Source organism: Collinsella sp. LCP19S3_C9 (assembly GCF_052121575.1).
Lineage (GTDB): Bacteria > Actinomycetota > Coriobacteriia > Coriobacteriales > Coriobacteriaceae > Collinsella.
Genome location: NZ_JBQKDZ010000001.1, coordinates 80,159 through 102,884 on the forward strand (window position 1 = coordinate 80,159; position 22,726 = coordinate 102,884).

The window sequence follows — 22,726 nt, forward strand, 5'->3', positions numbered from 1 at the left end:
GTGCGGGCGCAGCCGCAGACACACGAGATAGGAGCCTCTTTTGAAGCTCATCATCGCCGAGAAAAACGACGCCGCGCGTCAGATCGCCGAGCGTCTTTCCACGGGCAAGCCCAAAAAGGACAAGGTGTACAACACCGCCATCTACCGTTTTGAGTGGAAGGGCGAGGAGTGCGTGACAATCGGCCTTGCCGGTCACATCCTTGCGCCCGATTTTTGCGACAGCGTGCTGTTCGATAAAAAGCTGGGTTGGTATTCGGTCACCGAGGACGGCGAGATGCTGCCGGCCGACATACCCGATGGCCTGGCGCGTCCGCCCTATGACACCAAGCGCAAACCGTTCCTTGCCGACGGTATCTCCATCAAAGGCTGGAAGCTCGAGAGCCTGCCCTACCTTACCTGGGCGCCCGTTATCAAGCTGCCGGCCGAGAAAGAACTCATTCGCTCGCTCAAGAACCTTGCCAAGAAGTCCGACAGCGTCATCATCGCCACGGACTTCGATCGCGAGGGCGAGCTGATTGGTTCGGACGCCCTCAACAAGGTGCGCGAGGTTGCGCCCGACTTGCCGGTTGCCCGCGCCCAGTATTCTTCGTTTACCAAGGCCGAGATCACGCAGGCCTTTGATAACCTCGTCTCGCTCGACCAGAACCTGGCCGATGCCGGCGAGAGTCGTCAGCACATCGACCTCATTTGGGGTGCGGTGCTCACGCGCTACCTGACGCTCGCCAAGTTTGGCGGCTTTGGCAACGTGCGTTCTGCCGGCCGCGTGCAGACCCCGACGCTCGCCTTGGTGGTCGAGCGCGAGCGCGAGCGCATGGCGTTTGTGCCCGAGGACTACTGGCAAATCCGCGGCATGGCTGCCGCGCAGGCTGCTGCCGAGGACGACCGCTTTAAGATCGCGCACAAGACGGCGCGTTTTACCGACAAGGATGCTGCCGAGATGGCGTACGGCCATGTCGACGGCGTTGCGACGGCAACCGTTGCCGCGGTGACCAAGCGCTCGCGCAAGCAGCAGCCGCCCACGCCGTTTGCGACCACCTCGCTGCAGGCTGCCGCTGCGGCCGAGGGCATCTCGCCCGCACGCACCATGCGCATCGCCGAGTCCCTCTACATGGCGGGTCTTATCAGCTATCCGCGCGTCGATAACACCGTGTACCCTGCGACGCTCGATCTGGGCGCCGTGGTGAGCGATCTGGCAAAGATCAACCCGGCGCTGGCGCCCGTATGCAAAAAGGTGCTCGCCGGTCCCATGAAGCCCACGCGCGGCAAGGTCGAGACCACCGACCACCCGCCTATCTACCCCACGGGCGAGGGCGATCCGTCCACGCTCGACGGCGGCCAGCGCAAGCTCTACGACCTCATCGCCCGTCGCTTCCTGGCGACGCTTATGGGCCCCGCCACCATCGAGAACACCAAGCTCGAGCTCGACGTGAACGGCGAGCCGTTCGTGGCTTCGGGCGACGTGCTCGTGACCCCGGGTTTCCGCGAGGTATACCCGTACGGACTCAAGCGCGACGAGCAGATGCCGCCGCTGGAGCAGGGCGACACGGTCGACGTATTCGACATTAAGCTCGAGGCCAAGCAGACCGAGCCGCCCGCGCGCTACAGCCAGGGCAAGCTCGTGCAGGAGATGGAGAAGCGCGGCCTGGGTACCAAGTCCACGCGCGCGAGCATTATCGAGCGCCTGTACGCCGTGCGCTACCTCAAAAACGATCCCGTTGAGCCGAGCCAGCTGGGCATCGCCATCATCGACGCGCTGACGCAGTTTGCCCCGCGCATCACGAGCCCCGATATGACCAGCGAGCTCGACGGCGACATGACCCGCGTGGAGCGCGGCGAGGACACCGAAGAGCATGTCGTGACGCACTCGCGCGCGCTGCTGGCCGGCGTGCTCGACGAGCTGCTCAAGCACACGCAGGAGCTGGGCGACGCCATTAGCGACGCCGTCACGGCCGATGCGCGCGTGGGCGCCTGCCCCAAGTGCGGCAAGGATCTGGTCATGAAGACGAGCGCCAAGACCCGCGGCAGCTTTATCGGCTGCATGGGCTGGCCCGACTGCGACGTGACCTATCCGGTGCCGAGCGGCGTCAAGGTGAGCCCGCTCGAGGGCGAGGCCGCCGTGTGTCCCGAATGCGGCGCACCGCGCATTAAGTGTCAGCCGTTCCGCCAGAAGGCTTTCGAGATCTGCGTGAACCCCACGTGTCCCACCAATTACGAGCCCGACCTTAAGGTGGGCGAGTGCAAGGTGTGCGCCGAGGCCGGACGCCATGGCGACCTGATTGCGCACAAGAGCGAGAAGAGCGGCAAGCGCTTTATCCGCTGCACCAACTACGATGACTGCGGCGTGAGCTATCCGCTGCCGGCGCGTGGCAAACTCGAGGCGACGGGCGAGACCTGTCCCGAGTGCGGCGCTCCCATCGTGGTGGTCAACACGGCGCGCGGTCCGTGGCGCATCTGCGTCAACATGGGCTGCCCGACCAAGGAAAAGAAGCCCGCCCGCGGCCGCAAGACCACGACCAAGGCGAGTACGGCGAAGAAGACCACGGCGAAAAAGACGACTGCCAAGAAGGCTGCCGCGAAAAAGACGACCACAAAGAAGGCGGCCGCCAGCAAGTAGCGGCGCAGCCGAAACATTGCCCAAAACAAAAACGGGCGAGGGTCCCATGATCCTCGCCCGTTTTTTGTTCGGCAGTTGGGGACGTTCCTTTTCTGCCGGCAGTTTAGGAACGTCCCTAACTGCCAGCTCGGGAACGACAAAACGCTAGTTCACCTCGACGGGTTTGGCGCTGGGATAGCGGTCCTCAAAGTCCAAGCGATACTTGTTGCTGCTGGTTCCCGGCTCGTTGTCGCGTGCCAGCGGCGCCACGATTTCGTCCTTATGGTCCGAGGGCTTTGCGTACTTTAGGCTGATCTCCCAGGCATCGCAGATCGCGTCGATGCGGTGATCAAGGTCGTCATACAGGGCAATGATGTCTTTCCAGGAGTTGTAGTTCTTGGAGCTCATGGGGACGTCCAGGTCCTCGACGATATCGTAATACTGCTCGATGGTCTCCTCCGTGCGCTCGGCGACGTCGGCGAGATTTTGGCGGGTGGTGCGATCTTCTTCCAGATAGCTACCATTGAAGGCCTGCGCGCAGGCGCGGACCTGGCTATCGAGGTCCTCGAGCAGGTCGTAGTATTCGCTCAGGCGACGGTAGAGGTTCTGCTCGGAGAGGGTTGCTTCGCCGCCAGCCTCGTCCTCGTCGTCATCGTCATCGTCGTAAAGGCTATTGGGGTCGCCGAGAGACTTGAGGTCATCATCGTCAACATCGTGGTGCAGCTTGGTAACCTCGGCAGTCGTCTGCGTGGCGGAGTTGTCGAACGGTTTGATCACAAAGAAGATGACCAGGGCGATGATGATTGCCACCAGCGCAACGATAACGGCGACAAGCGCCCCGGTGCCGCTCTTTTTGGGAGCGGGGGTCTGTGGCGAAGCAGGCGCGTATGCGGGAGCCGGCTGCTGTTGGGGCGAGCCGCTCGCGACGGGTATGCACTGCGTGGTCTCGACGGCCGCGGGGCTTGCGGCGGGGTCGGGGCGATAAGCGAGGGGATCGTCCGCCTTGGCTTGCGGCGTATCAAGGGGCCCGGTCTGCTCAAAAGCGGGCTGGCTATCGCTCGCGGCTGTTTGCTCAACGGGTGCACCGCACGAGGTGCAGAACTTGGCATTATCTGCAAGAAGCTTGCCGCACGAGGCGCAATACCGAGACATTGCCACTCCTTTCGCCACATTTCAATGCCATACGACGATTATACCAAGCATCCAAAATTCCCCATCATAAGTTGCGGTGAAATAGGGACTGTTTGGCGGTCTTAGAGGTTCAGTCAGTCCCTATTTCACCGCAACTTTGGAAAGGCGCCTTTAGTCATTGGGGACGTTCTTAAACGACCAGTCAATTAAGAACGTCCCCAATGACTAGGTTGGATTTGGGGTGCGCCTGCCCCTGGGGTATCATGATTTGGTTGATATATCTGCATTTACGCGCCTTGTAGGAAGGGACTGCGCCCATGGCTTTTGAGCCCGCTCAACATAGCTTTATCACGCTCGAGGGCGTCGATGGTGCCGGTAAGTCCACGCAGGCGCGCCTGCTGGCCCGTGCGCTCGAGCTCGCTGGCTACCAGGTCGTGACCCTGCGTGAGCCGGGTGGTACCGCCATTAGTGAAAAGATCCGTGCCCTGCTGCTCGACCCCGCCAATACGGCGATGGGGGATACCTGCGAGCTGCTGCTCTACGAGGCCGCACGTGCCCAGCTGGTGCACGAGGTCATAGCTCCCGCCCTTGCGGCCGGCAAGGTGGTCCTGTGTGACCGCTTCTATGATTCCACGACCTGCTACCAGGCGTTTGCCGACGGCCTCGATCGCCAGATGGTACGCGACGCCAACAACCTTGCTGTCGCGGGGACGCACCCGGCGCTCACGCTCGTCTATCACATCACGCCCGAGCAGGCGGCGCTGCGCATGTCCGCCCGTGGTGCGGTCGACCGCATGGAGGCCAAGGGCATGGCGTTCCAGGAGCGCGTTTACCAGGGATTTAGTGCCATTGCCGCCGAGGAACCAGATCGCGTGAAGCTCATCGACGCCACCGCTTCCATCGAGGACGTCTTCGCGCAGACGGTCGAGCAGGTTCGTGCGTACGGTCTCGACATTTCCCAGGACGCCGTCACCGCCACGCTTGCCCAGGAGGCCGAGTAACATGGCCCCCGCTCAGACAAGCCTGCTGGCCAAGCTCGACACCCAAGAGCGCGTACGCGATTTTTTGACCAACGCCGTCGCCAGCGGCCGCGCATCGCACGCCTACCTGTTTTTGGGCGCTCCCGGTGCCGGCAAGCTCGATGCCGCCTGGGCGCTCGCCCAAGCCTTCCTGTGCGAGCAGGACGGCTGCGGCTCATGCGATAGCTGTGTGCGTGTCGCCCGCCATACGCACCCCGACGTGCACTATTACACGCCCGAGAGCGCTACGGGCTACCTCATCGCCCAGACCCGCGAGCTGCTCGACGACGTGCCGCTGGCGCCCATCCGTGCCAAGGCCAAGGTCTACATCATCGACCGTGCCGAGCAGCTGCGCGCCAACACCGCCAACGCACTGCTCAAGACGCTCGAGGAGCCGCCCGAGGGCGTTATGTTTATCTTGCTGGGCACCTCGGCAGACGTGATGTTGCCCACCATCGTGAGCCGCTGCCAGTGCGTGCCGTTTCGGCTGGTGTCGCCCGCCGTGGCCACGAAGGCCGTGAGCCGCGCGACGGGCCAGGATCTCGCACGCTGTCGCATGGCGGTCGCCGTGGCGGGGAGCCCCACGCGCGGCATCGAGTTCCTTAAGAGCGCCGAGCGCCAGGATGCTCGCCGCCAGATGATCCGCGCCATCGATTCGCTCATCGCCGCCGACGAGGCCGATGTACTCAGCCGCGCCAAGTCGCTCATCGTCGCCGTTAAGGCTCCGCTCGCCGAGGTCAAGTCCACGCAGGAAAAGGTGCTCGAGCAAAACGCCGATTATCTGTCGCGTGGAGCATTGAAGCAGCTTGAGGACCGCAACAAGCGCGAACTCAATGCGCGCGAGCGTTCGGGTATCATGGAAGCGCTGGCGAGCGCGCGGACGCTCATGCGCGACGTGCTGCTGACGCTTCAGGATGAGGCGGCAGACATTGTGAACGAGGATGTGCGCGACACGATCGGGCGGCTTGCCGCCGCGACGAATGTTGCGGGTGCCACCCGGGCGCTCGAGGCGGTCGCGACCGCCGAGCGCAACATTGCCAGAAACGTTACTCCCCAGCTGGCCATCGAGGTCATGCTGTTCGATATCAGGAAGGCACTGAAATGCCGTTAGTCGTACCCGTTAAGTTTACCTACGCCTCGCGCGACCTGTGGTTTGACCCGCAGGATCTGGATATCCTCGAGGCCGATTATGCCATTTGCTCCACCGAGCGCGGAACCGAGATCGGCCTGGTCACGGCCGATCCCTTCGAGGTGCCGCAAGACGAGATCGGTCAGCCGCTCAAGCCCGTGCTGCGTGTGGCGAGCGATATCGACCTGCAGCTTGCCGACGACCTGGCCATCCAGGGCGATGAGGCCATGGTCGATTTCCGCCGTCTGGTCAAAGATCTCGACCTCGAGATGAAGCCGGTGGGTGTCGAATACCTGTTTGGCGGCGAGAAAGCCGTGTTCTACTTTGCGGCCGAGGAGCGCGTCGATTTTCGTCAGCTCGTCAAGGACCTATCCTCGACGCTGCACATTCGCGTTGACATGCGCCAGATTGGCGTGCGCGACGAGACTCGCTTGGTGGGCGGCTATGCCCAATGCGGACAGGAGCTCTGCTGCACGCGCTTTGGCGGACAGTTTGAGCCCGTCTCGATTCGCATGGCAAAAGAGCAGGACCTGCCGCTCAATTCGTCTAAGATCAGCGGCGTGTGCGGCCGCCTGATGTGCTGCCTGCGCTATGAGTTCGAGGCGTACAAGGACTTTAAGAGCCGTGCGCCCAAAAAGAAGACGCTCATCGATACGCCGCTCGGCAAGGCGCGTATCCAGGAATATGACACGCCGCGTGAGCAGCTGGTGCTGCGCCTGGAGAACGGTAAAGTCTTTAAGGTCAACTTGGCCGATATGACGTGCTCGGAGGGCTGCAAAAAGAAGGCCGCCGAGCAGGGCTGCAGCTGCCGCCCCGACTGCGTGACGCGCGATGTGCTCGAGCGTATCGAGTCGCCCGAGATGCGCCTGGCGCTCATGGAGCTCGATCGCGAGAACGGCGTCGACGTGGGCGATGGCCTGTCGAGTGCCGACCGTCTGGCCGGCACGTCGATGCCCAAGCGCCGTCGTCGCGATGCCGAATCCGATGCTTGTGCCGGTCAGGGCCAGGGCGAGGGTCGTGGCCGCGGAAAGGGCCGCGGCAAGGCCGAGGCTTCCGAGGCCGAGGAGGCGGCCGGCGGCCGTCGTCGCCGCAAGCGCGCGGCGTCCGTCGACAACGGCGAGACCGCGGGCAAGAACGCCTCTCGCGAGCGCGAGGCTCAGCAGCCCCAGCAGCAAAACCGCGGCGGCGGCATGAACCCCACGCGCCGTCGTCGCCGCCACCTGTCGAGCGAGGAGCGCGAGGACGCCTTCCGCGCCGCAGCCGCTCGCGAGGCCGGTGCCGCTCCCAAGGGCGCCTCGGCCTCCGACGCGCCTGCCGACAAGGCTGGCAGGCCACGTGGCGAGGAGGAGCGCGCGCCGCGTCCGCGCCGTCGCCATTCCTCGGGCACGCAGCAGAAACCCTCGGTTCCTTCTGTGGCCGATCAGGTTTCGGATGGTGAAGTCAAGGTCACGCGCCGTCGCCCCGGCGATGGCGGAGGAGCTGCCGCCAAGGCTTCGCGCGGCGGTGCTCGCGACGAGCGCGAACCGCGTGAGGATCGCAGTGGCGAGGGTTCGGCCGACCAGAGTCAGAAGCGCCGCCGCCGTCGCCGTTCCCGCAAGCCGCGCCAGGATGGTGGCGAAGGCTCGACCCACACCTCGTCCGCACCGCAACCGCCTGCCGGCGAATAGCGCCCGCAAGCGGATTCGACTTGTCTGACCCCAAGTGCAACGGGGTATCATGGCACTGAATCGACAGCCCTCCCTTCGCCCAAGCGTAGGGAGGGTTTTGTCATAAATAACTATCTGAATGGTTTGAGCCGCTTACGGAGTGCCGGCATCTTGCCGTTAGCGGATGAATTGCTACCGTTTGCCGAGCGCGCGGCGCATGAGGCACTCGAGGTTCTTTCGCCCACGCGATGCGCCGGTTGCGAGCGTGCCGGTGCGCTTATTTGTCGGGAGTGCCTGGCGTCGCTCACGCTTGTCGATCCGCGCCACAGCTGCACGAGGTGTGGCGCTCCGTTTGGAGACCTGCTGTGTACCGAGTGCTCGGTCGAGGGTGCGTCTTCGGCGGTGGCTAAGGCCCTCGATCGCTGCCTGGCGTGCGCTGTCTATGCACATCCGTTGCCGCGCATCATCAAGGCATACAAGGATGCGGGCGAGCGCCGTCTGGCACCGTATCTGGCAGAGCTGCTCTACGACACCGCCTTGCATGCCCAGGTAGCAGCCCCCGACCGTTACGGCGGCGTGCTGTCCGGTGTCGACGCGGTGGTATTTGTTCCCGCGACTGCGGCGGCGTTTCGGCGGCGTGGATTTGATCACATGGAAGCAATCGCTCGCTCGTTTTGCGATCTTTCGGGCGTGCCATTGCTGGACGCCTTGGTCAAATACGGTCATGGCGACCAGCGCGAACTCGGTCGCGCCGAGCGCCGGGAACATGCCCGGGACATGTACGAGACGGTCGAGGATGTACGTGGCTGTCGTCTGCTGCTCATCGACGATGTCATTACCACGGGCGCAACAATGGCAGCGGCCTCGGCGGAGCTTAAGCGCGCCGGCGCCAAAGCCGTCGATGGCCTCGCTATCGCACGCGTTTGGTAGGGGTGGTTTTGTGGCAGTGAAGATTGCGCGGCGCGTCGAGCCGACAGGCGAGCAACTGGCAGCCTCTGTAATCCTGACCGGCGCCTCGGCGCTACACATGATGCGCGCCGAGCGCCGGCAAATGGGTCACATCAGTTGGAGGGACTTCCGTCCCGATGAAGAGCGCCGTGTGCTGCCCGCCTCGACCTGCGAAATCTGTACTCGCGGTGCGAATGACGACCTAACCTTAAACTTTAGCTTGAACTTAGTTATAATGCGCTACGTTCCCGCCAGGCTGTGGTTGCGGACGGGCAATGCGCCCATCCAAGTCCAAGACAGACGCGGTCAAAGGGATCCACGTAAGCGACCGCGTGCGCGCGGCGCGATCATGGCGCGTCCTAGATGTAAGCCGTACCGTCCGTTCTACTTTCTTTGGGGCAATACCGCCTCGCGGGCGAGCGGGCCAGTCGTGAAGGTGGCTGCGGCCTCCCGAGCAAACGCCCCGGTGCGCAAGTGTGGGGTCAAATACCAGGTCAGCTGGTGGGAACAACCCGATATTCCGTGCAGGGCACGGATCGTATACGACACAGAAGGCAGGGTAGCGGACATGGTGAGGGGCAGCTTGATGCATGCAGCTCGGTTGGGTGCTGGGACCGCGGCGGTCATTGCCGTTTTGGGCCTGAGTGGATGCGCGTTCAATCCACTGTCCACGTTCACGACGCCCACGATCGACCAGATCGAGCGCGAGACCGTTACCCCCACGGTATCGGACGATGCCCTGGTCACGCCGGGAACCCTGACGGTCGCCCTCGATACTTCCGATGCCCCGCAAGCCATGCAGGATGCCGACGGAAACCTGACGGGCTATGCGGTCGATGCCGCTCGTGCCCTCGCATGCCGCATGGGTCTCAAGGTCGCCTTTGTCGATGCGTCCTCGGCCGATTCCGCGCTCAGCGATAAAAAGGCCGATATCTTCATTGGCGACGTCAGCTCTACGGACGGCGATATCAGCTCGCTTGGCACCTGTCTGTACGACGCCCCCGCCGTATTCGGCAAGAGCAGTGACGGCGAGTCGCCGAGCGTTTCCACCGAAACGCTTAACACCGCTACTCTGGGCGTTCAGACCTTCTCGGCCTCGCAGGAAGCGCTCGCCAAGCAGGGCATCACAGCCAACCAAAAGACCTTCTCCAACATCAACGAGTGCTTCGAGGCACTCGAGTCGGGCGAGGTCGATTACGTGATCTGTGATTCCACGGCCGGTGGTTACCTCGCGCGCCTGATGAGCCAGATCTCCTGTGTCGGCACGCTCGAGACGCCCTCCACGCTTGGCGTCGCAGGCCTTAGCTCTAACGATGAGCTGTGCCGTGCCGTGAGCGATGCCCTCGACGACATCACGGTCGACGGCACGCTCGAGGCGGTCCACTGCGTCTGGTACGGCCAAATGCCCTATGACCTTACCGCCAAGACTGTTTCGGGGGCCAATGTGCAGGCATCCGAATCTACGTCCAACGAGACCGAGTCCTCCGATGGCGACACCTCCGATAACAACGGCGACAGCCCGTCGTCTAGCCAGGAGGGCGCCATCACCGACGATGACATCAACAAGCTCAATAGCTAGTTATTGGTAGGGGTGGCGCCTGCCATACATTGAACGCGGCGCTTCTTCACGGTTTCAACACGCATGGCCGGGTCTCCCCCATAGGGGAGCCCGGCTTTTCAATTTTGATAAAACCAGCAGCTCAAGGGCAATTTCCAGGAGAAAAACCAACTCCGCCGACGCCCTCATATAGCGCACTTTGCCGCGGAAAAGTGCGAGACTTCGGTATGCGGTATCAAGCAGTCGTTATTCGGGCCTTTGGGAATTCGGGTGATTAAATGCACGGCAATGGGTACATAGCCAGTACAGTAAGTCCCCGAGGCAGATTGGAGCCACGTATGGATATCAAGGTTTCTGGACGCAAGACGACGGTAACCGATGCTCTGCGTGCGCATGTGGACGAGAAGATCGGCGAGGCGCTCAAGGTTTTCGATATCGAGCCCATGACAGTCGACGTCGTGCTTCGTTATGAGAAGAACCCCTCGAACCCCAACCCGGCAATCGTCGAGGTCACGGTTCGTGCCCGCGGCTCTGTGATTCGCGTCGCCGAGCACGGCGCAGATATGTATGCCGCCATCGATCTCTCCGCCGATAAGGTCACCCGCCAGCTGCGCAAGTTCAAGACCAAGGTTGTGGACAACCGCCAGGGCGGTGCCAGCGCCGCGGATGTCGCACCGGTCGAGCGCGTCGAGGATCTGGCCGACCTGCTGCTGCCCGAGGAGGACGACGACCTGCTCGTCCGCGAGAAGGTCATCGATGTCACCCCGATGACTGAGGAGCAGGCGCTGGTGCAGACCGATCTGCTCGGCCACGACTTCTACGTGTTCGAGAACGCGACGACTGGCCTCATCAATGTGGTGTATCACCGTAAGAATGGTGGATATGGCATCATCAAGCCCCGCATCGAAACACTTGACGAGTAAAATACGTTAACTTGCATGAGTTAACGGTTGGCGGCCATCCCATGCGGGTGGCCGCCTTTTTTACGTAAGGAGTCGCTTTGATGGACAAGGCCGCATCCGCCGGTCATTCGGACCGTTGCCGTATCGTCGTCGATACCTGCTGCGACTTTAACCCCGAGGTCGCCGCGAACCTCGATGTCGATATCTTGGGCTTCCCTTTCATTATCGATGGCGAGGAGCGCACGGACGACATCTGGTCGAGCATGAGCCCTAAGGAGTTCTACGACCGTATGCGCGCCGGTGCCCGCGTGTCCACCTCGGCTGTGTCGCTCGGTCGCTATATCGAGTTCTTTACCGAGTGCGCCAAAGAGGGCACGCCCACGGTTTACCTGTGCTTTACCTCGGCGCTGTCGTCGAGCTACAACTCCGCGTGCCAGGCGGCAGATGCCGTGCGCGCCGAGTATCCCAACTTTGAGCTCTACGTGGTCGACAACGCTCTGCCCTGCGCGACCGGCGAGCTCCTGGCGCTTGAGGCCGTGCGCCAGCGTTCGGCGGGACTGACTGCCAAGCAGCTGGTCGATTGGGCAAACGAGGCCAAGACCTACGTGCACGGCTACTTTACGCTCGAGAGCTTCGATGCGCTGGCTGCCGGCGGCCGCATTCCGCCCGCGGCGGCGCAGCTCACGGCAAAGCTCGACGTCAAGCCCGAGCTCTCCTACGACCTTGCCGGCTCGCTGTCGCTGATCGGCGTCAACCGCGGCCGCAAGAAGGCGCTCAAGTCCATCCTCAAGTCGTTCCGCGAGAACTACGTGCCCGATCGCACCATGCCCATCGCCATCATGACGGCCGATGCCGAAAAGGACGGTGACTGGCTCGAAACCGCCATCCGCAAGGAGGAGGGCTGCGCCGACGTCACGATCATTCGCAGCTCCGTGGGCCCCACCATCGGCTCGCACGTGGGCCCCGGCATGGTGGCCTGCGCGTTTTGGGGCAAGAACCGCACCGACAAGGCGTCGCTTTCCGACCGCATCGCCCGCCGCGTGCGCGGCCAGTAGACAAGCGCTGCGTCCGTAATCGCCCTCGACTCACAGCCCAAACGCTGGCAACGAGTATTCAACCTGGTAATAACACCCAACCCAAAAGGAAAGGTTTCATGGCAAACAAGCTCTCTGTCGCATTTATCGGCACCGGAATCATGGGTGCCCCTATCGCCGGCCACATTCTGGACGCTGGCTATCCCGTCACGGTCAACAACCGCACCAAGTCCAAGGCTGCAGCGCTTGTTGAGCGCGGTGCCGTCTGGGCCGATACGCCGGCAGATGCCGCGGCGAACGCCGACGTCGTCTTTACCATGGTGGGCTATCCCTCCGAGGTCGAGGAGCTCTACCTGGCGGGCGACGGTCTGCTCGCGTGCACTAAGCCCGGTGCGGTCCTGATCGACCTCACCACGAGCTCGCCCGAGCTGGCGCGCGACATTGCCGAGGCCGCCCAGGTTTCCGGCCGCATGGCGTTTGACTGCCCCGTCACCGGCGGCGAGTCGGGTGCTATCGCCGGCACGCTTACGGCTATCGTGGGCGCTACCGAGAACGACATTGCCCCGGTCCGCGATATCCTTTCCACCTTTGCGGCAACCATCTGCTGCTTCGATGGCGCCGGCAAGGGCCAGGCTGCCAAGCTCGCCAACCAGGTGTCGCTGGGCGCCTGCATGGTCGGCATGGCCGATGCGTTGGCGTTTGCCGAGCTGAGCGGCCTTGATATGGAGAAGACCCGTCAGATGATCCTGGGCGGCACCGGCAAGTCCGGTGCCATGGAGAGCCTGGCGCCCAAGGCGCTCGACGGCGACTACAAGCCCGGTTTTATGGTGGAGCACTTCATCAAGGACCTGCGCTTGGCGCTCGCCTATGCCGACGACCGCGAGCTTGCGCTGCCCGGCGCCGACGTGGCCTTTACGCTCTATGACATGCTCGACGCCATCGGTGGTGCCAAGCTGGGTACCCAGGCCATCAATGTCCTCTATAAGGAGGAGGCCGACGCCATTGCCGCCGGTCTGGACTGGTCGCAGTATCGTCCCGAGGAGCATGGTGCTCACGAGGAAGGCTGTGGTTGCGGCGAGCATGGCGACGACCACGAGTGCGGTTGTGGCCACCACCATGGCGAGGACCACGAGTGCTGCGGCGGCCACGGCCATGACGACGGCCACGAGTGCTGCTGCGGCCACCATCACGAGGAGTAGCGCCCATGAGCTGGACGTTCGTGGTGCTTGCACTAGTGCTCTTTCTCTTTGCGATCTACATTGGCTTTTTGTGCGGCCAGTGGGCGTGCGAAAAGCGCGTCGTCACCAAGCGCGACTACTGGATTGCCAACTTTGCAGGAGCGGCGGCAGTCGTCCTGCTGACCTGGGTGTTCTCGCTGTTCCCGCTGGTGCAGTTTGCGCCGATCGGCTGGCTTGGCGGCTTTATCGCCGGTCTTAAGATGAGCTTTGGCGAGTCCGTTGGTCCGTGGCGCAAGCACGATGAGGTCTTTAACGTCAACCAGGCTCACCGCGCCGCCGCCGACGCAGGAGACGCCGAGGAGCGCCGCCGCGCGCGTCGCAATGGCGCGGCTGACCGACAGCTCATCTCGGTCACCGATGACAGCAAGGGTGCTGGCAGGCACACTAAGAAATAGTAAGAAGAGGTAACTATGGCAGAAAACAAAGACGAACAGCTCACCGACGAGGAGCTGGCACAGCTTCAGCTGGCAGAGGAGAACGAGAACACCGTCGACCGCTTGGTCCAGGAGCTCGGCTGCCCCACGCGCCGTATCCGCCAGTTTGCCGCCCGCGTGCTGCACCTGCTTGCCGAGCGCGACCCGCAGCGCGTCGTGCCCTGCGTGCCCGCGCTGATCGAGGCGCTCGACCGGCCCGAGGCTCAGACTCGCTGGGAGGCCCTCGATGCCCTGGCGGCGCTTGCCACCACCTGCCCCGACCAGCTGGGTGATGCCTTTGAGGGCGCCGAGACCGCACTGTTTGACGAGATTTCCTCCACGCTGCGCTATGCCGCCTTCCGCCTGCTGTGCGTGTGGGGTGCCACGAGCGTCGAGCGTTCGCGCGAGGCTTGGCCCATCCTGGACGAGGCCATCCAGTGCTACCACGGTGACCTCGAGTATCGCGATATGCTCGGCTGCCTGTACGAGTTTGGCAAAGGCGAGATCGATGCCGAGATCGCCGAGAAGCTTGCGCTGCGCCTTAAGTTCGATGCCGAGAACGGCAAGGGCAGCTATCTCAAGGCCCGTTCGAGCGAGATTTGCGAAATGCTTGTTAAACGTTTTGGCCTGGATCTCTCCAAAAAGAAGAAGCGTGCTAGCGTTAAAAAATCTGACGACGCCGAAGACGAGGAGTAACAGATTATGGCGCACGATGTAGTCCTGATTCCCGGTGACGGTATCGGTCCCGAGATTACGCAGGCCATGCGCCGCGTGGTCGAGGCCGCCGGTGTCCAGATCAATTGGAACGTCCAGGAGGCCGGTGCCGGCGTCATGGACGAGTTTGGCACGCCGCTGCCCCAGCATGTGCTCGATGCCGTCGCCCAGACCAAAGTTGCCATCAAGGGCCCCATCACCACGCCGGTCGGTACGGGGTTCCGCAGCGTCAACGTTGCCCTGCGTAAGTACTTCGACCTGTACGCCTGCGTGCGCCCCTGCCTGTCGCAACCGGGCGATGGCTCGCGCTTCCGCGGTGTCGACCTGGTTATCGTGCGCGAGAACACCGAGGACCTCTACGCTGGTATTGAGTTCGACGAGGGCGCTGCCGAGGTCGAGGAGCTCTCACAGCTTGTCGAGCGCTCGGGTCAGAAAACCTTCGCCGCGGATTCCGCCATCTCGATCAAGCCCATCTCCATCGCCAAGAGCCGCCGTATTGTGGAGTACGCCTTTGAGTATGCTCGCCGCTGCGGCCGCAAAAAGGTGACGGCCGTGCATAAGGCCAACATCATGAAGGCGACTGACGGCCTGTTCCTGCGCGTGGCTCGCGAGGTGGCTGCCAACTATCCCGATATCGAGTTCAACGACAAGATCGTCGACGCCACCTGCATGGGTCTGGTTCAGAACCCCAACGACTTCGATGTTCTGGTCCTGCCCAATTTGTATGGCGACATTGTCAGCGACTTGTGCGCCGGTCTTGTAGGCGGCCTTGGCATGGCCCCCGGCTCCAATATCGGAGCCGACTGTGCCATCTTTGAGGCCACGCATGGCTCCGCGCCCGATATCGCTGGTCAGGATATCGCTAATCCCACGGCCGAGATTCTGTCTGCGGCTATGATGCTCGATCACCTGGGCGAGAACGACGCTGCCAATCGTATTCGCGCCGCCGTATCTGCCACGCTCGACGAGGGCGAGCAGGTTACCGGTGACGTGCGTCGTGCCCAGACCGGCTCCATTGAGGGCGCCGTGGGCACGCAGGCCTTTGCCGATGCCGTTATCGCGCATCTTGCCTAAGGGGATACGGCTTCAAACGCCTAAACGGTACTTATACGTTTGCGGATAACCTGAGAATGAATACGCCCGGCGCTCTGTCGGGCGTATTCTATTGAGGACTATGTTTCTTAACAAGGAGTAACTGATATGGGTCTGATTCAAAAGAAGGACGAAAAGGACGAGATCGACGGCATCCAGATCATCGAGCGCGGCGAAGGCCCCGACGGTGACGAGGACGAGAAGATCGACCTGGTCGCCGGTACGTCTGCCGAGCACATTGCTGCCGGCACGACCGCCGAGGAGGAGGACGCCCGCCTGGAGGCTCAGATTGCCGCGGATGCCGCCGACGAGAACCTCATGCCTGAGGAGCAGGACGAGGACGATGACTCCGACGTGGACGACAGCGCATCCAAGCACAAGAAGACGATGATTGCCGCCTTTGTGGTCGCCATCGTGATCGCTGCTGTGGTCGGCTTCTTTATCGGCAACGGTGGTTTTGGCGGCAAGGGCGTCGGCTCGGCGACCCTCACCGAGGACCAGCTCGATTCGACCGTGGCAAGCTACAGCTACAACGGCAAGAAGAGCGACATCACCGCGCGCGAGGCCATCGAGAGCCAGTACAGCCTTGATACCGTCAAGGATAGCGATGGCAACTACACCGCTCCCTCTGCCGACGTTATCCTGTCCTACGTGCGCAACAAGATCCTGCTCGACGCCGCCGAGGACGAGGGCATCACCGTCTCTTCTAAGGAGATGAAGAAGTACGTCGAGGATTCTATTGGCACTTCGGACTACAAGACCATGGCCACGCAGTATGGCGTGTCCAAGGACCAGGCCAAGCAGATCGTCCGCCAGTCCGCAACGCTGCAGAAGCTCTACAAGAAGAAGGTGGGCGATAGCTCCGCAAGCATGCCGATCGCTCCGACCGAGCCTTCTGACGGCAACGAGGACACCGCGAGCAAGGACTACGCCGATTACATCATCAACCTTGCCGGTGACGAGTGGGATAGCAAGAAGGGCACCTGGAAGGACGCCGATAGCACCTACGCTAAGGCTTTTGCCGACGATGCCTTTACGGCCGATAGCGCTACCTATAAGCAGGCCATGACCGCCTATTACACCGCCTACCAGCAGTACTCTTCGCAGGCTTCGAGCGCCAGCTCCAAGTGGACCGAGTACGCCAACGGCCTCTACGCCAAGGCCAATATCAGCATCTACGGCCTGTTTGCGTAGGGTTTGCCTGAGCCTTCGAGTACGAAGCCGAAATATCTGATGAAGCCTCCTAGAACGGAAATCGTTCTAGGGGGCTTTTTGCGTTGGAGGGCTATCTATTGAGACGGAAAGGGCAGATTGAATGATCACGCACGTGCTTCATCGGGTCTCCCTAATTCATCTGGGAAAACAACTGCAAACGATTGCAAGTAACCGGTGAACGGTCGAAAACGACCGTTCACCGATAATCTCAAAACTGGTTCAGACTGGTATTAAGTCAAAAAGACCAATTCACATATCTTCACAATGACCTGCAATTTTTCTACACGCTATTTTTAGCCGCCCTGCGTTGTTTAGACACGGGAAAAGATCCGATCTTTTGCCAAAACATTTCGAAACGGTTTCAAAACCGCAGGTAGATGTGTTAACGACCGGTAAACGGTCGAAATATCACCGTGAGCGGTGCAAAAACGTTTTACTGTATGAATCAACGAAAGCGACCTCTTCTGGGGTGATATAGTGACAACAACACGTCACGTGGTTACTACCAGTTGAGAAACCACTGGTCTTCAAAGAACGCTTTCTAAGAAGCTTTAAGGGCGAGCGCCCGCTGGCTTCCGAAAATCATCGGACTCAGATCGTACACACCTTCGGAAGGGAAATTTGAATGGTTGGCTTTATTCTTACCGGTCATGGACAGTTTGCACCCGGCCTTGCAAGCGCTATCGCTATGGTTGCCGGCGACCAGCCTGCTTTTACCGTCGTTCCTTTTGAGGGCGACCAGGCTGCTTCCTACGGTGAGGATCTCCGCGCCGCTATTACCGCCATGCGCGAGGAGTGCGATGGCGTGCTCGTCTTTACCGACCTGCTTGGCGGCACCCCGTTTAACCAGTCGATGATGATTGCCCAGGATGTCGACAACGTCGAGGTTCTGACTGGCACCAACCTCCCCATGGTTATTGAGCTTCTGTTCCTCCGCGGCAATGCCACGCTCGCCGAGCTTGGCGAGCAGGCAGTGACCGTTGGCCAGACGGGCATCACCGCCCAGACGGTCGCATCCGTTGCCGGCTCCGACGAAGAGGATATCTTCGGCGACGAGGACGGCATCTAATGGCCGATTTCGGAGCCAACGTCCTGAGCTCCTCGGTCGCTCTTTTAGGCCTGCTTGTCATCATGGGCTTGATTTACACCATCTGGTCGCAAATCAACATGAAGAAGAAGCAGAAGTACTTCAAGGAGCTGCACACCGAGCTCAAGCCGGGTCAGGAGGTTCTTTTCGCCGGCGGTATCTACGGAACCGTCAAGGGCATCGAAGGCGAGAAGGTCCAGATCAAGGTCCGATCCGGAGCCGTCGTAGATGTTTCGCGTTACGCGATTCAGGAGATCAAGTAACTGTCGTCAGCAAATAGCGAAAGGAAGCTGATCAGCATGGCAGAACCCAACATTCTTCTTACCCGCATCGATAACCGACTGATTCATGGTCAGGTTGCCACCCAGTGGAACTCCACTCTGGGCTCCAACCTCATCCTCGTCGCCAACGACGACGTGTCAACCAATACCATGCGTCAGAACCTCATGAAGATGGCCGCTCCCGCCGGCGTCGCTACGCGTTTCTTCTCCCTGCAGAAGACCATCGACGTCATCGGCAAGGCGAGCCCGCGCCAGAAGATCTTCATCGTGGCCGAAACACCGGAAGACGTGCTTACGCTCGTCAAGGGCGGTGTGCCTATAAAGAAGGTAAACATCGGCAACATGCACATGTCGGAAGGAAAGCGCCAAGTCGCCACCTCCGTCGCAGTTAACGACGAGGATGTCGCTGCGTTTAAAGAGCTGAAGGAATTGGGGGTGGAGCTGGAGATCAGGCGCGTTCCGAGCACGCCTGTTGAGGACACGAGCAAGCTCTTCTCGTAATCCTCGTGATCCACATTGTCAGGAGTGAAACCCTGACGTTCTGTACGTGATATCAAAAGTGCGTACATGCATTTTGAAAGGAGGAGCAAGATGGAATACTCGATCATCCAGGTCGCTCTGGTCTTCATCGTCACGTTCGTCGCGGCAATCGACCAGTTCAACTTCCTCGAGTCTCTCTATCAGCCCATCGTCACCGGCGCCGTCATCGGTCTTATCCTTGGCGACCTCAACACCGGTCTTCTCGTGGGTGGTACCTATCAGCTCATGACGATCGGCAACATGCCGATCGGAGGCGCTCAGCCGCCTAACGCCGTCATCGGCGGCATCATGGCAGCCATTCTCGCAATCGCCACGGGCCTCGAGCCTAACGCGGCAGTCGGCCTTGCCATTCCGTTCGCTCTGCTTGGTCAGCTCGGCGTTACCCTGGTCTTCACGCTTATGTCGCCGCTCATGTCCTCCGCGGACAACATGGCTCACAACGCTGACACCAAGGGTATCGAGCGTCTGAACTACTTCGCCATGGCTCTGCTCGGCCTGATCTTCGCTATCGTCGTCACCCTGTTCTTCATCGCTGGCGCTACCATCGGTCAGACCATCGCTTCCGCCATCCCGGCTTGGCTGCAGACCGGTCTCTCCGCTGCAGGCGGCATGATGCGCTTCGTCGGCTTCGCCGTCCTGCTCAAGGTTATGATGAACCGCGATATGTGGGGCTTCTTCCTCATGGGCTTTGGCCTCGCGATCATCACCGTTGCCAACGATTCTCTGGCAACTCCTGCCCTGCTCATCCTCGCTCTCATCGGCTTCGGCATCGCTTTCTGGGACTTCCAGCAGCAGACCGAGCTGAAGGGTGCAGCTGTTTCTGACGGAGGTGACTTCGAAGATGGCATCTAATGAGTATGTGATCCCGGAGCACTACGAGGATCTCACTCCTGCTCCGCAGCTCGACCAGAAGACCCTCAACAAGATGGCTTGGCGCTCCTGCTTCCTGCAGGCCTCGTTCAACTACGAGCGTATGCAGGCCGCTGGCTGGCTCTACTCCATCATCCCCGGTCTGGAGAAGATCCACACCAACAAGAACGACCTCGCGGCTTCCATGAGCCACAACCTGGAGTTCTTCAATACTCACCCGTTCCTCGTCACCTTTGTTATGGGCATCGTGCTTTCGCTCGAGCAGAACAAGGTTGACATCCCCACGATTCGCGCCGTCCGCGTCGCCGCAATGGGCCCGCTCGGTGGTATCGGTGACGCCCTGTTCTGGCTGACGCTCGTGCCTATCACGGCTGGCATCACCTCCAACATGGCCATCAACGGCAACGCCGCTGCGCCGATCATCTTCCTGGTGATCTTCAACGCCGTCCAGTTCGCACTGCGCTTCTGGCTCATGAACTGGTCCTACAAGCTTGGCACCAGCGCTATTGACGCTCTGACCGCCAACATGCAGGCCTTCACGCGCGCCGCTTCCATCATGGGCGTCTTCGTCGTCGGTTGCCTGGTCGTCACCATGGGTGGCACCCAGATCAACCTCCAGATTCCCAACGGCACCACCCGTGGCCTCTCCGCTACTACCGTGATCGTCTCCGAGAAGGAGGCCGAGAACTTCACCGGTATGGAGGGCATCGATACCGAGACCGCTGAGGCCGGTACCATCGCCATGACCGATAAGGACGGCAACGCCCTCACCGCTTCCGATGCCGACGGCAACGCTGTCGAGTGCGGCGTCACCGATCTGGGCAACGGCATGGAGTCCGTGACCTACGGCACCGTTACCGAGGATCCGGTCAACTTCTCTGTTGCCGACACCCTCAACACCATCGTCCCGAAGCTCGTCCCGCTTATGCTTACGCTGCTGCTTTACTACATGTTCGCTAAGCACAGCTGGACCCCGACCAAGGGCATTCTGCTGCTCTTCGTCCTGGGCATCCTGGGCGCTGGCCCGCTTGGTCTCTGGCCGAGCATCTGGTAAGGCTCTAGCTTGAGGGGTGTGTCCCTACGCGGCTCACACCCCGACCCCTTAAGCCATGTGTATGTTAAAAGCCGCGTGCTCGAAAGAGCGCGCGGCTTTTGTTTTCTTGATGATTCGGATGTGGCAGACAGATAATGTTAACCACCCAAGGTAGTAGCCGAGTTTGAGAAAATGGGAGGATAGGATGGCGATCGGGGCGCGTAAGCAACCGCTGTACGATCAGCTGGTCGATATTCTGACCGAAAAGATTGACCATGAATATCGCGCCGGTGACATGATTCCTTCCGAGCGCGAACTTTCGGAGCGCTATGGTCTCTCGCGCACCACGGTACGCCTGGCTCTGCAGGAACTGGAGCGTTTAGGACTGGTGGTTCGGCAGCACGGTCGCGGTACCTTTGTGACCGACCGTTCGGCAAAGGCAACCAATCTTATGCAGTCCTACAGCTTTACCGAACAGATGCGCGCGATGGGTCGTGACCCCGAGACCACGATTCTCGAGTTTTGCGAGATGGAGGCCGATAAGAATCTAGCCGAGCATATGGGATTGCATATCGGTGATCGCGTTTTTAAGCTCAAGCGCCTTCGTTCTGCCGACAACATGCCCATGATGGTCGAACGCAGCTATCTGCCGGTTCGTCAATTTCTGTCCCTAAAGCGACCACTGCTGGAGAGTAAGCCGCTTTACGATGTGATTGAGCAGGACTTTCAGCAAAAGATTCGCGTGGCCGAAGAGGAGTTCTATGCGAGCATAGCCCGTCCCACCGATGCCCACCTTTTGGCAATTGTCGAGGGGTCGCCTGTGCTCGATTTGGTCAGGACTACGTATAACGAGTCAAACGAGGTTGTGGAGTATACGCTCTCGGTTGCTCGTGCCGATCAGTTTAAATACAAGGTTTACCACCAGCGTAGCAACTAGTGTTCGCATCGTTTCCATATGGTGATTCCTTGCATTTAACTGGTTACTACCAGATAACCAACCGAAGTGTATAATTGCACGTCAGAGGATTACTTCTAGAGAGAGGTATTAGAAATGTTCGAGAAGAGTGTCGAGGAGCTCACCGAGCTCGGCGCCCAGATCACCACGGCCGAGATTGCTCAGCAGCCCGAGCTTTGGCGTGATACGCTCAACATCTATCGTGAGAACAAGGAGGCCATCGAGGCCTTTCTGGCCGAGGCTCGCGCTATGGGCGAGGGCCGTCTGTCCGTTGTCTTCACCGGTGCCGGTACGTCTGACTACGTTGGCGATACCTGCGCCCCGTACCTGCGTCACGCTGGCAACACTGATCTCTACGACTTTAAGCCCATTGCCACGACCGACATCGTGAGCGCCCCGCGCGACTTCCTGCGTGCCGAGGATCCCACGCTCGTGGTTTCCTTTGCCCGCTCTGGCAACAGCCCCGAGAGCCTTGCCGCCGTTGCCGTTGCCAAGGAGCTTGTCCACAACGTCAAATTCCTCAACATCACCTGCGCTCCCGAGGGCAAGCTCGCCGTCGAGTCTGCCGATGATCCCAACGCGCTGACGCTGCTCATTCCGCGCGCCAACGACAAGGGCTTCGCCATGACCGGTTCTTATTCCTGCATGACCCTGCTCGCCACCCTTATTTTCGACACTGCCTCTGACGAGCAGAAGGCCGAGTGGGTCGAGACGATTGCCAAGATGGGCGAGGAGGTCATCTCCCGTGAGCCCGAGATCGCCGATTACCTCGCTGGAGACTTCAACCGCGTGACCTACTTGGGTTCTGGCTCCTTCGGTGGCCTTGCCCAGGAGAGCCAGCTCAAGATCCTCGAGCTCGCTCACGGCCTGGTTGCCACTTCTTACGACACTTCCATGGGCTATCGTCACGGACCCAAGTCCTTCGTCGACGACAAGACCCTCGTGTTCGTGTTCGTCAACAACGACGCCTACACCCGTCAGTACGACATCGACATCCTCAATGAGATCGGTGGCGACGATATTGCTCAGCACACCGTTGCCGTTCAGCAGGATGGCGCTACTGTCTACGAGGGTGAGTCCTTCACCTTTAAGGGCTACGAGGCACTTCCCGAGGGCTACCTTGCTCTGCCGTTCGTGATGTTTGCTCAGGCTATCAGCCTGCTTAACTCCGTGCGCGTGGGCAACACGCCCGACACGCCGAGCCCCACGGGCACGGTCAACCGCGTGGTCAAGGGCGTGACGATTCACCCCTTCACCGCTTAATCGCGTCCCCCTGTAAGGGCGCCCGTCCGCTCGTAACGGCGGGCGGGCGCTTTTTGTTTTACGTG

General features: G+C 60.9%; 21 protein-coding genes. 20 read left to right on the plus strand and 1 reads right to left on the minus strand.

The features are described from left to right. The first annotated feature begins 40 nt into the window (after positions 1-40). Entirely contained in the window at positions 41-2,614 is a 2,574-nt protein-coding gene (locus ACTQXI_RS00375; RefSeq protein WP_441048703.1) for a DNA topoisomerase I, read from the plus strand. A 144-nt stretch (positions 2,615-2,758) separates the two neighbouring features. On the opposite strand, the gene ACTQXI_RS00380 is transcribed toward ACTQXI_RS00375, so the two are convergent. Next, positions 2,759-3,745 carry a zinc-ribbon domain-containing protein gene (locus ACTQXI_RS00380; RefSeq protein WP_441048702.1) on the minus strand — a complete coding sequence of 329 codons (987 nt, stop codon included), beginning with the start codon at positions 3,743-3,745 and terminating at the stop codon, positions 2,759-2,761. A 296-nt stretch (positions 3,746-4,041) separates the two neighbouring features. On the opposite strand from ACTQXI_RS00380, the gene tmk reads away from it, so the two are divergent. From tmk to agaS, 19 genes are all read left to right on the plus strand, one after another. Beyond that, entirely contained in the window at positions 4,042-4,725 is a 684-nt protein-coding gene (gene tmk, locus ACTQXI_RS00385; RefSeq protein ID WP_427747986.1) for a dTMP kinase, read from the plus strand. 1 nt (position 4,726) lies between these two features. After that, positions 4,727-5,854, plus strand: coding sequence for a DNA polymerase III subunit (locus tag ACTQXI_RS00390; RefSeq protein ID WP_441048701.1), 1,128 nt, complete (start codon positions 4,727-4,729; stop codon positions 5,852-5,854). Beyond that, a complete protein-coding gene (locus ACTQXI_RS00395; RefSeq protein WP_427718946.1) occupies positions 5,845-7,539 on the plus strand; it encodes a PSP1 domain-containing protein in 1,695 nt (564 codons plus the stop codon). The genes ACTQXI_RS00390 and ACTQXI_RS00395 overlap by 10 nt, the downstream gene beginning before the upstream one ends. Before the next feature lie 150 nt (positions 7,540-7,689). After that, a complete protein-coding gene (locus tag ACTQXI_RS00400) occupies positions 7,690-8,448 on the plus strand; it encodes a ComF family protein (protein ID WP_441048700.1) in 759 nt (252 codons plus the stop codon). A 604-nt stretch (positions 8,449-9,052) separates the two neighbouring features. Beyond that, entirely contained in the window at positions 9,053-10,045 is a 993-nt protein-coding gene (locus ACTQXI_RS00405) for a substrate-binding periplasmic protein (RefSeq protein ID WP_441548138.1), read from the plus strand. Positions 10,046-10,362: 317 nt separating this feature from the next. Beyond that, entirely contained in the window at positions 10,363-10,947 is a 585-nt protein-coding gene (gene hpf, locus ACTQXI_RS00410) for a ribosome hibernation-promoting factor, HPF/YfiA family (RefSeq protein ID WP_055285508.1), read from the plus strand. Between the two features lie 80 nt (positions 10,948-11,027). Continuing rightward, the gene (locus ACTQXI_RS00415; RefSeq protein ID WP_441048699.1) at positions 11,028-11,981 is read left to right on the plus strand and encodes a DegV family protein; all 954 of its coding nucleotides are present in this window, start codon (positions 11,028-11,030) and stop codon (positions 11,979-11,981) included. A 98-nt stretch (positions 11,982-12,079) separates the two neighbouring features. Continuing rightward, positions 12,080-13,159: an NAD(P)-binding domain-containing protein gene (locus ACTQXI_RS00420; protein ID WP_427718955.1), complete on the plus strand. Its 1,080-nt coding sequence runs from the start codon at positions 12,080-12,082 to the stop codon at positions 13,157-13,159. 5 nt (positions 13,160-13,164) lie between these two features. Beyond that, positions 13,165-13,593 carry a hypothetical protein gene (locus ACTQXI_RS00425; RefSeq protein ID WP_427728604.1) on the plus strand — a complete coding sequence of 143 codons (429 nt, stop codon included), beginning with the start codon at positions 13,165-13,167 and terminating at the stop codon, positions 13,591-13,593. Between the two features lie 15 nt (positions 13,594-13,608). Continuing rightward, on the plus strand, positions 13,609-14,307 hold the full coding sequence (locus tag ACTQXI_RS00430; protein WP_427718960.1) for a hypothetical protein: 699 nt from the start codon (positions 13,609-13,611) through the stop codon (positions 14,305-14,307). A gap of 6 nt (positions 14,308-14,313) precedes the next feature. Continuing rightward, complete coding sequence (locus tag ACTQXI_RS00435) at positions 14,314-15,399, plus strand: isocitrate/isopropylmalate dehydrogenase family protein (protein ID WP_441048697.1); 1,086 nt, start codon at positions 14,314-14,316, stop codon at positions 15,397-15,399. Positions 15,400-15,525: 126 nt separating this feature from the next. After that, positions 15,526-16,611, plus strand: a complete 1,086-nt coding sequence (locus ACTQXI_RS00440; protein ID WP_441548119.1) for a hypothetical protein — start codon at positions 15,526-15,528, stop codon at positions 16,609-16,611. A gap of 646 nt (positions 16,612-17,257) precedes the next feature. After that, positions 17,258-17,701: a PTS fructose transporter subunit IIA gene (locus tag ACTQXI_RS00445; RefSeq protein ID WP_117743271.1), complete on the plus strand. Its 444-nt coding sequence runs from the start codon at positions 17,258-17,260 to the stop codon at positions 17,699-17,701. Further along, positions 17,701-17,982, plus strand: a complete 282-nt coding sequence (gene yajC, locus ACTQXI_RS00450) for a preprotein translocase subunit YajC (RefSeq protein ID WP_022094612.1) — start codon at positions 17,701-17,703, stop codon at positions 17,980-17,982. Before ACTQXI_RS00445 ends, yajC begins: the two co-directional genes overlap by 1 nt. Before the next feature lie 36 nt (positions 17,983-18,018). Further along, the gene (gene agaV, locus ACTQXI_RS00455) at positions 18,019-18,501 is read left to right on the plus strand and encodes a PTS N-acetylgalactosamine transporter subunit IIB (protein WP_441048696.1); all 483 of its coding nucleotides are present in this window, start codon (positions 18,019-18,021) and stop codon (positions 18,499-18,501) included. Between the two features lie 90 nt (positions 18,502-18,591). Further along, complete coding sequence (locus ACTQXI_RS00460; RefSeq protein ID WP_154514996.1) at positions 18,592-19,392, plus strand: PTS mannose/fructose/sorbose/N-acetylgalactosamine transporter subunit IIC; 801 nt, start codon at positions 18,592-18,594, stop codon at positions 19,390-19,392. Continuing rightward, positions 19,382-20,464 carry a PTS system mannose/fructose/sorbose family transporter subunit IID gene (locus ACTQXI_RS00465; RefSeq protein ID WP_138374505.1) on the plus strand — a complete coding sequence of 361 codons (1,083 nt, stop codon included), beginning with the start codon at positions 19,382-19,384 and terminating at the stop codon, positions 20,462-20,464. Before ACTQXI_RS00460 ends, ACTQXI_RS00465 begins: the two co-directional genes overlap by 11 nt. 184 nt (positions 20,465-20,648) lie before the next feature. Next, positions 20,649-21,380, plus strand: coding sequence for a GntR family transcriptional regulator (locus ACTQXI_RS00470; RefSeq protein ID WP_154514994.1), 732 nt, complete (start codon positions 20,649-20,651; stop codon positions 21,378-21,380). A 114-nt stretch (positions 21,381-21,494) separates the two neighbouring features. Continuing rightward, complete coding sequence (gene agaS, locus ACTQXI_RS00475) at positions 21,495-22,661, plus strand: SIS domain-containing protein (RefSeq protein WP_441048695.1); 1,167 nt, start codon at positions 21,495-21,497, stop codon at positions 22,659-22,661. The last annotated feature ends 65 nt before the right edge of the window (positions 22,662-22,726 follow it).

Coding starts and splice junctions, on each gene's coding strand:
- ACTQXI_RS00380 (WP_441048702.1), bottom strand. CDS start 3,745: ATGTCTCGGTATTGCGCCTCGTGCGGCAAGCTTCTTGCAGATAATGCC.
- tmk (WP_427747986.1), top strand. CDS start 4,042: ATGGCTTTTGAGCCCGCTCAACATAGCTTTATCACGCTCGAGGGCGTC.
- ACTQXI_RS00390 (WP_441048701.1), top strand. CDS start 4,727: ATGGCCCCCGCTCAGACAAGCCTGCTGGCCAAGCTCGACACCCAAGAG.
- ACTQXI_RS00395 (WP_427718946.1), top strand. CDS start 5,845: ATGCCGTTAGTCGTACCCGTTAAGTTTACCTACGCCTCGCGCGACCTG.
- ACTQXI_RS00405 (WP_441548138.1), top strand. CDS start 9,053: ATGCATGCAGCTCGGTTGGGTGCTGGGACCGCGGCGGTCATTGCCGTT.
- hpf (WP_055285508.1), top strand. CDS start 10,363: ATGGATATCAAGGTTTCTGGACGCAAGACGACGGTAACCGATGCTCTG.
- ACTQXI_RS00415 (WP_441048699.1), top strand. CDS start 11,028: ATGGACAAGGCCGCATCCGCCGGTCATTCGGACCGTTGCCGTATCGTC.
- ACTQXI_RS00420 (WP_427718955.1), top strand. CDS start 12,080: ATGGCAAACAAGCTCTCTGTCGCATTTATCGGCACCGGAATCATGGGT.
- ACTQXI_RS00425 (WP_427728604.1), top strand. CDS start 13,165: ATGAGCTGGACGTTCGTGGTGCTTGCACTAGTGCTCTTTCTCTTTGCG.
- ACTQXI_RS00430 (WP_427718960.1), top strand. CDS start 13,609: ATGGCAGAAAACAAAGACGAACAGCTCACCGACGAGGAGCTGGCACAG.
- ACTQXI_RS00435 (WP_441048697.1), top strand. CDS start 14,314: ATGGCGCACGATGTAGTCCTGATTCCCGGTGACGGTATCGGTCCCGAG.
- ACTQXI_RS00440 (WP_441548119.1), top strand. CDS start 15,526: ATGGGTCTGATTCAAAAGAAGGACGAAAAGGACGAGATCGACGGCATC.
- ACTQXI_RS00445 (WP_117743271.1), top strand. CDS start 17,258: ATGGTTGGCTTTATTCTTACCGGTCATGGACAGTTTGCACCCGGCCTT.
- yajC (WP_022094612.1), top strand. CDS start 17,701: ATGGCCGATTTCGGAGCCAACGTCCTGAGCTCCTCGGTCGCTCTTTTA.
- agaV (WP_441048696.1), top strand. CDS start 18,019: ATGGCAGAACCCAACATTCTTCTTACCCGCATCGATAACCGACTGATT.
- ACTQXI_RS00460 (WP_154514996.1), top strand. CDS start 18,592: ATGGAATACTCGATCATCCAGGTCGCTCTGGTCTTCATCGTCACGTTC.
- ACTQXI_RS00465 (WP_138374505.1), top strand. CDS start 19,382: ATGGCATCTAATGAGTATGTGATCCCGGAGCACTACGAGGATCTCACT.
- ACTQXI_RS00470 (WP_154514994.1), top strand. CDS start 20,649: ATGGCGATCGGGGCGCGTAAGCAACCGCTGTACGATCAGCTGGTCGAT.
- agaS (WP_441048695.1), top strand. CDS start 21,495: ATGTTCGAGAAGAGTGTCGAGGAGCTCACCGAGCTCGGCGCCCAGATC.